General features: G+C 62.6%; 7 protein-coding genes. 5 read left to right on the top strand and 2 right to left on the bottom strand.

What is annotated here, in order from left to right:
* Window positions 1-23: 23 nt before the first annotated feature.
* Together ACFQZG_RS26815 and ACFQZG_RS26810 are read left to right on the top strand one after the other, a co-directional pair.
* Window positions 24-815: an ABC transporter ATP-binding protein gene (locus ACFQZG_RS26815; protein WP_378157804.1), complete on the top strand. Its 792-nt coding sequence runs from the start codon at window positions 24-26 to the stop codon at window positions 813-815.
* Complete coding sequence (locus tag ACFQZG_RS26810) at window positions 808-2,139, top strand: ABC transporter permease (protein ID WP_378157803.1); 1,332 nt, start codon at window positions 808-810, stop codon at window positions 2,137-2,139. Before ACFQZG_RS26815 ends, ACFQZG_RS26810 begins: the two co-directional genes overlap by 8 nt.
* Window positions 2,140-2,264: 125 nt before the next feature.
* Here the strand turns inward: ACFQZG_RS26810 and ACFQZG_RS26805 are convergent, their stop codons facing one another.
* Window positions 2,265-3,566, bottom strand: a complete 1,302-nt coding sequence (locus tag ACFQZG_RS26805) for an aminotransferase class I/II-fold pyridoxal phosphate-dependent enzyme (RefSeq protein WP_378157802.1) — start codon at window positions 3,564-3,566, stop codon at window positions 2,265-2,267.
* 165 nt (window positions 3,567-3,731) lie between these two features.
* Between ACFQZG_RS26805 and ACFQZG_RS26800 the strand changes: the two genes are divergently transcribed.
* Window positions 3,732-4,517, top strand: a complete 786-nt coding sequence (locus ACFQZG_RS26800) for a helix-turn-helix domain-containing protein (protein WP_378157801.1) — start codon at window positions 3,732-3,734, stop codon at window positions 4,515-4,517.
* A 143-nt stretch (window positions 4,518-4,660) separates the two neighbouring features.
* Here the strand turns inward: ACFQZG_RS26800 and asd are convergent, their stop codons facing one another.
* Complete coding sequence (gene asd, locus ACFQZG_RS26795) at window positions 4,661-5,452, bottom strand: archaetidylserine decarboxylase (RefSeq protein ID WP_378157800.1); 792 nt, start codon at window positions 5,450-5,452, stop codon at window positions 4,661-4,663.
* A 161-nt stretch (window positions 5,453-5,613) separates the two neighbouring features.
* Here asd and ACFQZG_RS26790 point away from each other — a divergent pair, with 161 nt between their 5' ends.
* The gene (locus ACFQZG_RS26790) at window positions 5,614-6,759 is read left to right on the top strand and encodes a glycosyltransferase family 4 protein (protein WP_378157799.1); all 1,146 of its coding nucleotides are present in this window, start codon (window positions 5,614-5,616) and stop codon (window positions 6,757-6,759) included.
* A gap of 92 nt (window positions 6,760-6,851) precedes the next feature.
* Window positions 6,852-12,335 carry a WIAG-tail domain gene (locus ACFQZG_RS26785; RefSeq protein ID WP_378157798.1) on the top strand — a complete coding sequence of 1,828 codons (5,484 nt, stop codon included), beginning with the start codon at window positions 6,852-6,854 and terminating at the stop codon, window positions 12,333-12,335.
* Window positions 12,336-12,470 lie beyond the last annotated feature (135 nt).

Genomic DNA, 12,470 nt, shown 5'->3' with positions numbered 1-12,470 from the left:
GCAAGCGAAGGGGGATTCGCATAATGGCGTTGCCGCAACAACGAATGACGGTGCCGGCTCTGGAGATGACGCGGTTGGTCGGGGGCTATAGCTCTCGCAAGCCGGTGCTGCACGGCGTATCGATGATCGTCCGGCCCGGCGAGCTCGTCGGATTGATCGGGTTGAACGGCGCGGGGAAGAGCACCGCGATCAAGCATATACTCGGCCTTATGGTCCCGCATAGCGGGGAAGTGCGAATCGCGGGCGCGACGCTGGAGGACGATCGGGAGAAGTACCGCGCGATGACCGCCTACGTGCCGGAGCAGCCGTCGTTGTTCCCGAACTTGTCGGTTCGGGAGCACATGCGATGGACGGCGATGGCGTACGGGCTGGAACGGGAATCTTCCGAACGGACGATGGCAGAGCTTGCTGAGACGTTCCGGATGACCGAAGCGCTCGGCTCGCTGCCCGGCACGCTGTCGAAGGGAATGAAGCAGAAGGTCATGCTCATGAACGCGCTGCTCGTCTCTCCGCCGCTGCTCATCATCGACGAGCCGTTCCTCGGATTAGACCCGCTCGCGATCCGGGGATTGCTGGCGGCGCTCGAAGACGCGCGCGCGAAGGGCAGCGCGATTCTGCTAAGCTCGCACATTCTGCCTGCGCTTGAACGTCGGGCGGACCGGCTCTACGTGCTGCATCGCGGGAACGTCGTGGCGGAAGGCTCGCCGTCCGCGGTCAAGGCGCAAGCCCGTTTCTCGGACCCCGAGTCGACGCTGGATGACGCTTTCGAAGCGCTCGTGGTCGCCGCCGAGGGAGGAGGCGACGGACGTGCGTAACGGGGAAGCGGAGCTAACGACGGAGAAGAGCGGCAGGCCGAGGGGACGAGCCTCGAGCGGGCTCGGCGAACGGCAGGAGCAAGCCGAGTTCCTGCGCGGGCTGCGGGCTGCGCGGGCGTCCGCGTTCCGCGGAGAGATCGTGCCTTACTTCCGCTACGTGTTCCAGAGCGGCTTCGGCTTGTTCGCTTCGGCTTGCCTCTTCGCGGCGTTCATCTGGTACGTCGATCTGATCAAGGCGGTGCCGGAGGATTGGCCGGTGAAGACGGTCGGCATCGCCGCGTTGACGGCGGCAGCGGTATGGGCGCCGCTGCGCACGTACATGCAGGCGGCGGATACGATATTCTTGCTGCCGATGGAGGCGCAGTTGCTGCGCCATTACGTCGGTCCGGCCGTTCGCGGAGCGGTCGTTGCCGGAGGCGCTAGGGCGTTGGCCGTATTCGCCCTGTACGCGCCGATCTACGATCGGTCGCCGGCGATGGCGGGAGTCGCGCCGGAGAATCCCGCCGCGTTCGCGGCGCTAGCGCTGCTCGTCGCCTGCGTTGGCAGCTTGAATGTCTACGCCGGCTGGCGCGAGCGGCAGCTTGCATCCGCGGGATGGCGAATATCGCTGCGGGTAGCGCGATGGGCGCTGACAGCGGCGGCAGTCGGGGTGTTGCTGCTTAAGCCGCTTGCCTGGTCCGTACCGTTCTTGGCGCTATGCGCGGCGATTCCTTGGCTGCTATGGCGATCGGCGCAGAAGCATGCGTTGCCGATGGAGCGGCTCGTTCAAGAGGAGGAGGCCATCAGGCGGCGTTGGATGGGCTTCCTCGGCTGGTTCGTCGACGTGCGGAGCGAGTCGGCGAAAGCTTATCCGCGGAGATGGATCGCCTGGATCGGCGAGCGTATCGATTGGCGGCAATCCAAGGCGTGGCATTACTTGTACGCGTTGACGTTATTGCGGAGCGAAACGTTCGGCGCGTTGTTCCGGTGGACGCTCATCGCGGCGGGCGTATTGGCGGTGTCGGTCAACGCTATCGCCGATGCCGTCATTTACGCGATCGCCGTGCTCGTCGCGGGCATGCAGCTGAGCGAGCTGAAGCGGCTGCGGTTCGTGGAGACGGCGGACGCGCTGCCGATCGCCCCGGAAGGGCGTCATCCGGCCGCGGCCTCCGTGGCGCGCGTCGCGGGCGTGTCGGTGGCAGCGTTGCTAGCCGTCGTCGCCGCGGCGACTGCGGGCGGGGCGTTCAGCGCGGAGTATGGCCTGACGGCGTTCGCGGCCGGCCTGCTCTGGACGGGGTGGCTCGTGCCTCGCCGCATCGCGAAGCGATCCGAGGATGAGGATTGAGGGTACCCTATGGGATAGTGATGCAAGGGAGCACAACCGGCCATCTTTCCGCAAGCATCCAACGCACGCAAATAAAACGCCCGTACCGTTCACTAAGAACGGTGCGGGCGTTTTTGCATCGCAACTTAAGCTCTACCAGCCTTCACGTCTTGAACCGCGAGGTGAACGCGATCGAACAAGTCTTCCAGATCCGACTCCTCGGTACAAGAGAACGCGACGCGCAGATCGGACGAGCCTAGCGCGATCGTGCCAACGCCGTACTCGTTCAGCAGCCGTTGGCGAACCGCTTCCGCGTCTACCGCCAGCTTCAAGCACATGAAGTATCCGGAGTTGAAGCCGTAGTAAGGCAGGTCGTCACCGTACTTGCCGCTGTCGAGCAACTGCTTCACTTTGTTCGCGCGGCCCTTCATGATGTCGAACTTCTCTTGCTTCTGCGCCTCGAATTCAGGCGACTTGAGCGCGTGCAGCACGAACGTCTGCGACGGGTGAGCGGCGCTGGATATCGTCGCGCGGATAATGCCGAGCGTCTTCTGCTCGAGCGCGGCGAGCACCGCGTCGGGCAAGCCGCCGTACGTAATGAAGCCTACGCGGAAGCCCCATACGTATTCTTCCTTCGTCGCGCCGTCGACTTTGATCGGGAGGATGCGCTCGTGCAAGCCGCATAGCTGTCCGAACAGCGACTCTTGCAGCGACTGCTCGAAGAAGAGGCCGAAGTAAGCGTCGTCGGTCACCGCTACGACGTTGATGCCGGCTTCCGCGGCGTCCTTCAGGGCGGCGACGATCGTGCGTCCTTCCTCCGCGTCCGGCGTATAACCGGTCGGATTGTTCGGGAAGTTCAGCAGGACGATCGCTTTGCCTTTGTCCTTCTGGGCGAGCAAGGCGTCGCGCAAGCCGTCCGCGTTGAAGCGGTTATCCGCGTTGTACAGCGGATAGTAGACCATCTCGGCCCCGCGGCGAACGCCGAACGTCAGCTCGTAGTTCTCCCAATTCTTGTCGGGCACGACGATCGCGTCGCCGATGTCCGCGAACAGGTCGGCCACGATGCTGAGGCCGTGCGTCAACGCGTTCGTGACGATAGGGAGACTCGTCTTGACGCCGACGAGCGACGGGTTCTCCTTCACCATCTTCTCTTTCCATACGGTGCGCAGCTCTTGCTTGCCGGCAGGAGGCGCATATTCATAAATATCTTTGGGGTCGTAGGAGGATAACGTCGATTGAATGACGCCCAGATGCATCGGAATGCCCTTCTCCGTCGCGATGCCGATCGTCGCGTTGTAGCGGTTCGCCTTCTGCTTCGCTTCGGCGCCTTGACTCAGGATGCCGATCTTAGGGAAATACAAGGATTTACCTAAGCCGGAGAGCATATTCAATACGTTCGGAGATTGCGCTGCGATCGTCTCGTTCAACTGTCGTGCGAGCGGATTCATGTTATGACTTCCTTCCGGATCATCGTTATCGGTCAGCTTGGAGCAAGTTGTCATTAGGAGATATTATACACCAACGGCGGTGCACCGTCATCTACATTGACAGAACCGGCGAACACATTTACATTGAGGCTAGAAGACGTGTTGCGACGGGGAGGACGCTGTCGAATGCTGAATATTCAGCCTTCATCTTACGTATTGTTGAGCGCATTCGCCAAAATCTCGTGCGAGCCCGGCTGGAAGTGGCAAAAAAGGGAAAAGCCGCTCGCCAATTACGATTTATTCTATGTATGGAGCGGCGAAGGGGAAGTTGTCCTGAACGGCAAGCCGCACGCGGTCGGCAAGGGCAGTTGCTTCCTGTTCCGACCCGGAGACCATCCGACCGCGACGCACAATCCGCAGAAGCCGCTCGTGCTGACGTATATCCATTTCGACGTGTCGGAGCCGGTGGATACCGTTCCGGAGCCGTATCGCGTGCTGAACGAGACGTTCGATTTCGAGCATTTGCTGTCCCGTTACGTCCGGTTATTCCTCGTTCGCACGTTTGCGGCGGAGGAAGAGGCGAGACTGATTCTGAAGCAACTGATCATCCATCTGCTGCGATCGGATCAGGACGAGCCCGTCGAACGCAGGGCGAGCAATCAGTTAACCGAGAGCATCCACGAGGTCGCCAACTTCATTCAGCAGCATCCGGGCAACGCGCATCGGGTCGATGACCTGGCTGCCCGCGCGGGCCTGTCTACGCGGTACTTCTCGATCAAGTTCAAGGAACTGATCGGCGTATCGGTGCAGACGTACATGATCCGGTCGCGCATCGAACGCGCGCAGCACTTGCTCATGCACGCCGGGATGAACGTTACGGAGGTCGCCGACGCGCTCGGCTATCGCGATATTTTCTTCTTCAGCAGGCAATTCAAACAATATACGGGCAAGAGCCCCTCGGAAATCAGGTAAGATACTCAATAACACAAAGAACGCCTCCATTCCCACGGCTTCGTGGCGATGGAGGCGTTGTTGGGTAGCGCGCGAATACGCATAGCGGTAAGCGGTCCCGTTATCGTGCAAAACCGACTCGCTTCGAATGAACCGATCTCGGCCTATTCCACGCGTTTCAGCGTGCCGAGAATCTCGCCCATGCGCACCCGGTCGCCGACATTCAAGTCAGCTCGGGGAGACAGCGTGCCGTCCTGCGTCAGCAGGACGATCGTGGAGCCGAACTCGAAGTAGGCGAGCTCCTGGCCCCGCGCCAGCTTCGTCGGCCGAGGCTCGACGTACTTGATGCTGCTGACGTTGAGGGCGCCGACTTTGACGACGGCGACTTCGCCGATGTCGTGCCGAACGTACGTGACGAGCCGCTCGTTGCGCGACAGCACGCGTCGCATCTTGGTCAGCCCGAATTCGTTGACCGGGTAGACTCGGCCCGCGATGTGCTCCGTCTCGACGACTTCGCCTTCGCAAGGCGAATGAATCCGATGATAATCGGTCGGACTCAGGTAGAGCACCCAGTAATAGCCGTGCGAATATTGCGCCATGCGCGGCGAACCGTTCAACAGCTCTTCGATCGTGTAGTCTTGCCCTTTCACCTGCAGCATCAACCCGTCCGAGATCGTGCCGCAAGCGGTAATCTTGGCGTCGACCGGACTGATCAGCGCGCCTGCGGTCTCGTCGATCGGGCGGCTGCCCGGCTTCAATCTCCGCGTGAAAAATTCGTTCAACGAACGATACTCCTCGAGCTTCTTCTCCGCTTCCTCCACCGGAATGCGATACACCGAAGCGAACTTCGGAATCCATCTGCGGCTGAAAGCCGATTTAGCTAAATTCCCGGCGATCCGGGAAACGAATTTGCGTGAGGACAGCTCCGTCATCATGCGCAGCAGCGAGTGTTTCATGCAGCCGTGCACTCCTTTGTCGTGTAATCATTCTGAGTCAGTGTGACATATCGGTACGCAAAGTGCAATAGTTTCGGTTTCCATGTCAAAGGCCCAAAACATTAGGTTCGGTATTGTATATGCTGTCACGAGCAAGATGGGCCTATGAGGGGTTGAAGCGAATGAAAGCAGCTTTCGTCACGCCCGGGGCGTTCCCGGTCCCTTCGTCCATGGGCGGTTCAGTAGAGCGCGTCGTCGAGAAGGTCGTGCCGAGGCTCGCGCGGAGGCTGAACGTCGTCGTCTACGGCCGCACGGCCAAGCGACTGGCCGCCAGGGGCGAATTGGGCGGGGCTCCGATCGAACGCTATCCCGCCAGCGACAAGAACCGATATTTCGAGAGCGTATGCCGCGGTTTGTCGCGGGAGAGGCCGGAGATCATCCAGGTGGAAAATCGCCCGAAGTGGGTGACTCGTCTAAAGCGGCGTTTTCCGAAAAGCAACGTATGGCTGAATTTGCACTCGACGACGTTCCTCGCGGCGAAGCACCTGAGCGGCCGGCAACGCGCGCGCTCCTTCCGGGCGGCGGATCGCATCATCGTGAACAGCGAGTTCCTGAGATCTTACATCGCGCGCATCGAACCCGGGTGCAGCGCCAAAATCCGCGTCAACCACTTGGGCGTGGAGGCAGCCCGTTTTCCGGCACGGTCGAGTCCGGAGGGACAGGCGCTTCGGGCTTCGGGCCGATCGAAGCGCGGCTGGGAAGGCCGCCAAATCGTGCTGTTCGTCGGACGGCTCGTTCCGCAGAAAGGCGTTCATCATCTGCTATCCGCCGTGCCGGGCATCGTGGCCAAGCATCCGGAAGCGCTATTCGTCATCGTCGGCAGCGCCGCGTACGGCTCTCACCGTCTCACCGCCTACGTCCGCAAGCTGCAACGCCAAGCGAAGCCTTGGCGGAAGCACGTTTATTTTCAACCGTACGTCTCCCATAACGAAATTCCGGGCTGGCTCGCCATGGCCGATCTGGCGGTCGTTCCTTCGGTCGGGCGGGAAGCGTTCGGTCTCGTGAACGTGGAAGCGATGGCGGCAGAGCTGCCGGTCGTGGCGACGAGGGCGGGCGGCATGAAGGAAGTCGTGGCGGACGGAGAAACCGGTTATCTGGTCGCCAAGGAATCTCCGGGCATCGTGCGAGAGCTAACGGCCCGAATTACGGCGTTGCTCGGCGACGAGGAGCTTCGGTTAGCGATGGGCCGCAGGGGAAGAGACCGTGTCATGAGGATGTTCCTCTGGGAGCATACCGCGGAGCGATGGCTCGAGTTCGCCGGAGAATGAAAGGCGACGGGGTCAACCGCCCATCCTCGTGACGTGCCCATGGGTGAATGCATATGATACTGCAGATTACGATAGATAGGAAGGAGACGGACATGAAAAAGAAAAAGGCACCAAAGCAGCCGAAGCCGCAACCGAAATCCCGCCGACCGTTATACTACGTCGACAATCCGAACAAGCTGGAGCTCCAATGGCTGGATGACATAAAGAAGCCGAGCGATAAGCCTATCACGGTGCATGGCGCCGCGCCGACTCATCATTGGGAGCAGGAACACGCGGATACCCGCCTGCAGTTGGTCAAAGCGAAAGCGGCGGGCAGAACGTCCCCGAGCGTCGTTCCGATCGAGATCCACAGGCTCTCGGAGCCGTCCGAATACCGCCCCGTATCCGAATACGTATCTACGCCGCTGCAAGTAGAGGAGCTCGTCGCCGCCGTGACGGGCGAGAGCGCCGAGACGGCCGAACGCCGAGCGGAGGCGCAGGCGGACGCGGACGCGATCGCCCGGCTGATCGCGGAAGACGAGGTCGCCGAGCAAGAGGCCAACGACGCGCTGCTCGAGTCCCGCGAGCTTCGCGCGTTCAAGCTGGAAGAGAAGCGTCTGCCGAGCCGTCCGGCTCCCCTCGTCTATACGGACGATATCGCCGACGAATCGGTGACCGGAGATAAGCTCGCCCCGTTCTCCGTCGACGCCTCCAAGCTGGCCGCCGAGGCGGTCGATACGAACGCGCTCGCGGATTTCGCCGTTACGGCGATCAAGCTGGCTGACGGCTCCGTGACGACTTCGAAGATTGCGACGGAGTCGATACTCGGCGACCATATCGCCAAGAACGCGATTTCCGGCCAGAAGATCCGCGACCGGTCGATTACGGGAGATAAGCTGCGCGACGGGAGCGTGTCTTCGGAGAAGCTGGCGGATCGGACGATCAGCGCCGACAAGCTCGCCGAAGGCTCGATCCAGGCGAAGCATCTAAGCGTATCGATCATCACCTCGGATTTGCTGCAAGACCATAGCATAACGTCGGATAAAATCCGCAGCGGCGCGATTCGGGGCGACAATCTGGCGAACGACGCCATCGACACGTCGAAGCTGGCGGACGGTTCCGTGACCGCCTCCAAGCTTCGTAACGGCGCGGTTACCGGCGAGAAGCTGGCTGGCGGCGCGGTCGAATCCCGCCATTTGTCGCAAGGTCTCGTGCTCGCCGAGCACGTCGCGGTCGGCGAGCTGCAGGGAAAGCATTTGGCCCCGGACGCCATTACGGCGGAACATCTCGCGGACGGGGCGGTCGGCGTTCGCCAGCTGGCGGATCGCTCCGTATCGGGGGCGAAGCTGGCGTTCGAATCGGTCGGACGGGAGCAACTTGGCAAAGGAGCCGTGCTAAGCCCCCATCTCGCCGAAGAAGCCGTTGAGACGAAGCATGTCGCGGACGGCGCGGTTACGGCATCCAAGTTGGCCGAACAATCGGTCACGACGCTTAAGCTGGTAGACCACTCGGTTACTTCGACGAAGATCGCGGATCAGACCATCGTCTCCGGCAAAATCGCTGACGAGGCGATACAAGCGCGCCATCTCGCCAAGGGGAGCGTAGGCGCCGAGAAGCTGGCGGAAGGCAGCGTCGAGTCTCGGCATATCGCGGAGCGTTCGGTTGAGAACGCGCATATGGCGTTGCGTTCGATCGGCAGGGAACATCTGCGGGATAAGCTGATCGGAGCCGATCAACTGTCGGCCGGGTCCGTTAACGGGCAACATCTCGCGGACGGCTCGGTCGGCGCGGCGCAGATCGCGGACGGAGCGGTCGGCGCCGCCAAGCTCGCCGACAAATCCGTCGGCGAGAGGCAGCTGGGCATCGCGAGCGTACGCGCGCCTCACCTCGCGTTCGAGAGCGTAGGCGCGGAGCAGCTGGCGTCCGGCTCGCTTCGGCCGTACCACTTCGGTCCGGAAGTCGTCATGGGCGACGCGGTCGCCTCCGAAGCGATCGAAGGCCGACACGTTGTCGAAGGGGCGATTCGGCAAGAGCATCTCTCGGAGGGATCCGTAGGGACGCGGGCGCTGCAACCGGAATCGGTAACGGAACGGATCGTCGCACCGGGCGCCATCGGCGAACGGCAGCTCGGCGCGCGCTCCGTGTTCTCCCACCATCTGACCGACCATCTCGTCACGTCGTTGAAGCTGTCGCCGGAATGCGTATCGACCGACAAAATCGCGGACTTTTCGGTGACCACGCCGAAGCTTGCGGATGCGAGCGTAACGGCGGATAAGCTGGATGAATACGCGGTATACGAGAGGGCGCTGCAGGATGGCGCCGTATCCGGACGCGCGCTCGCCGACGATGCGATCGAAGGCAGGCATCTGCGGCGGGAATCGATCGAGTCTCGCCATCTGGGCGACGGCTCCGTGACGAGCGGCGCTCTGGCGGGCGGCGCGGTGACGGCGCGGCACGTGGCGGATCGGGCGATTCTCTCGAACCACTTGGCGGAAGAAGCGATTCACGGCATTCATCTGGCCGAGCAATCCGTATTCAGCTCGCACCTGTCGGACGGAAGTATCCGGGAGCAGCATCTGAACGATAGCGCCGTGACGTCGTCGAAGCTTGCCGCGGTCAGCGTGGACGGAGAGCATTTGCGGCCGGGCGCGGTAGGCTACGGGCATATCGCGAATCAGGCGGTGTCTTCGGTCCATCTCCAGCTCGAATCGATCGATTCGATGCATCTGCGCAAAGAGAGCGTGATGACCGAGCATCTGGCTGTCGATAGCGTCGACGAGACGGCGCTGATCAACGGAGCCGTCACGACGATGAAGCTCGGGGACGAGAGCGTAACGGGCGCCAAGCTGGCGCCGGGCAGCGTCGGCAGCGGCCACGTACAGCTGGAGAGCATCGGCGGCAAGCATCTGAAACCCGAGTCGGTTCAAGGCTTTCACTTGCGCAAGAACGCGATTACCCTTACCCATCTGGCGCCCGACCTGCTCGAGATCGCCAAGTTGGCGGAACGCCGCGTGAACGCCGAGCGAATCGAGGCGCAAGCCGTCGAAGCGGTCCATCTGAAGCAGGATGCGGTGACGACGGCGAAGCTGGCGGACGCGGCCGTGACGGCGGAGAAGCTGGCGGACGGAAGCATCGGAGCGAGCAAGCTGACGGACGGCAGCGTGTCGACGAGCAAGCTCGGCGACGGAAGCGTATCGTCGGGTAAGCTGGCCGAAGGCTGCGTCGTATCCGGCAAGCTGGCGGAAGGCAGCGTCGTATCGGGGAAGCTGGCGGAAGGCAGCGTAACGGCCGAGAAGCTCGCGGAAGGCAGCGTCCTGGCCGGCAAGCTGGGCGATGGAAGCGTGTCTTCGGCGAAGCTGGCGGAAGGCAGCGTTCTGGCCGGCAAGCTGGCGAACGATAGCGTAACGGCAGAGAAGCTGGCGGAGGGCAGCGTAACATCCGGCAAGCTGGCGGAATGCAGCGTATCGGCGAGCAAGCTGGCGGACGACTCGGTGACAGCGGAGAAGCTGGCGATCGGCGCCGTGACGGCGGAGAAGCTGGCGGAAGCGAGCGTGACCGCCGGGAAGCTCGGAGACGGAAGCGTGGGCACGGGTAAGCTGGCGGACGAGAGCGTGACGTCTGCGAAGCTGGCGGACGGAAGCGTAGGCACGAGCAAGCTGGCGGACGAGAGCATTACGTCGGCGAAGCTGTCGAACGGCAGCATCGTCTCGAAGAAGCTCGCCAAGGAGAGCGTGACCGCCGAGAAGCTCGCGGAAGGCAGCGTGAGCTTGGAGAAGCTGTCGGCCGGCGTATTGGAATTGCTGGCCCGTCTTCAAGAGCCGGCAAGGCTCGATCGGCTGTCGGCGGACGTGGACGCGTTGCAGGCGCAAGCGCTGCAGCCGGTAAGTCCGGAGAAGCTGTCCGGCGACTTGCGGGAGCTGTTGGCGGAGCTGCAGGAGCCGATCGGCATCGAGAAGCTGTCGGCGGACGTTCGGGAATGGCTCGGGGAGACGCAGAAGCCGGTCGGGCTTGAGAAGCTGTCGTCCGACGTTCGGGAGCTTCTCGGGAAGACGCTAGAGCCGATAGGCTCGGAGAAGCTGTCGGCTGAATTGCTGGAGCTGCTGGCGGAGCTGCAAGAGCCGGTCGGTATGGAGGGCTTGTCCGCGGACTTGCGGGCGCTGCTCGGGGAGACGCAGAAGCCGGTCGGGCTTGAGAAGCTATCGACCGATGTTCGGGAGCTGCTCGGGAAGACGCTAGAGCCGATAGGCTCGGAGAAGTTGTCGGCCGAACTGCTGGATCTGCTGGCGGAACTGCAAGAGCCGGTCGGTATGGAGGGCTTGTCAGCGGACGTGCGGGCGCTGCTCGGGCAGACGCAGGAGCCGGTCGGTCTGGAGAAGCTGTCGGCCGATCTGCTGGAGCTGCTGGCGGAGCTGCAAGAACCGGTCGGCTTGGATCAATTATCGGCCGACGTGAAGGAACAGCTGGCGGAATCGCGAGGACCGGTCGGCTTGAAGAAGCTGTCGCCGGACGTAAGGCACTTGCTGGCGGAATCGCAGGAACCGGTCGGTCTGGCGAGGTTGTCGGATGACGTAAGGGAGCTGCTGGCGGAATCGCAAGAGCCGGTCGGCCTGGAGAAGCTGTCCGATGTCGTGAGGGACCTGTTGGCGGAATCGCAGGAACCGGTCGGTCTGGCGAGGTTGTCGGATGAGGTAAGGGAGCTGCTGGCGGAATCGCGGGAGCCGGTCGGCCTTGAGAGGTTATCGGATGACGTAAGGGAGCTGCTGGCGGACTCGCAGGAGCCGGTCGGCCTGGCGAGGCTGTCGGATGACGTAAGGGATCTGCTGGCGGACTCGCAGGAGCCGGTCGGCCTGGAGAGGCTGTCGGATGACGTAAGGGAGCTGCTGGCGGACTCGCAGGAGCCGGTCGGCCTGGCGAGGTTGTCGGATGAGGTAAGGGAGCTGCTGGCGGAATCGCGGGAGCCGGTCGGCCTTGAGAGGTTATCGGATGACGTAAGGGAGCTGCTGGCGGACTCGCAGGAGCCGGTCGGCCTGGCGAGGCTGTCGGATGACGTAAGGGAGCTGCTAGCGGACTCGCAGGAGCCGGTCGGCCTGGAGAGATTGTCGGATGACGTAAGGGAGCTGCTGGCGGAATCGCTGGAGCCGGTCGGCCTGGAGAGGCTGTCTGCCGAAGTGCAGGAGCTGCTGGCGCAAGCGCTGGAGCCGAAGCCTGCCCCGTCGCCGCCCGCGCCTCCGGTCGCGTTCGAGCTGCAGGAAGGCAGCGTAACCGCCAAGCATGTCGCCGAGGGCAGCATCGGAGCGGCGCAGCTCGCGTTCTTGCCGGTTGCCGCCGCTCAGCCCGGCGTCTCGCTTCTGTTCGGAAGCCAGGCTTACGGCTTCCAAGGAGCGCTTGAATCGATCCGGCTCAGGATATCCTTCTCCGAGCCGTACGCGGACGCGTCTTACGTGCTCGTCGCGATGTGCGATCATCCGTCCTGCGTCTGCTACTTGCGGGGCAAGACGGCTGCTTCCGCCGAGATCGAAATCCTGCGCACGCGTCTTGGGCCGGAGCCGAACGGTTATATCCAATGGATCGCCGTAGGCGCGAAAGCCGTTCAATAACCGATTGGAAGGGGCTGTCCCAAAAGGACTCGCTCACAGTAAAAAACGGTTCACATCGCGTCTAGATGGACAAAAACAGGAGGTACAAGGGATTATCCTTGTGCCTCCTGTTCACGTTTTCGGTCTATGGACGCC

This window comes from Cohnella sp. GCM10027633, assembly GCF_042675445.1.
Lineage (GTDB): Bacteria > Bacillota > Bacilli > Paenibacillales > Paenibacillaceae > Cohnella.
The sequence above is the reverse complement of the archived record's forward strand: the minus strand, read 5'-3'. Positions and strand labels throughout refer to the sequence as shown.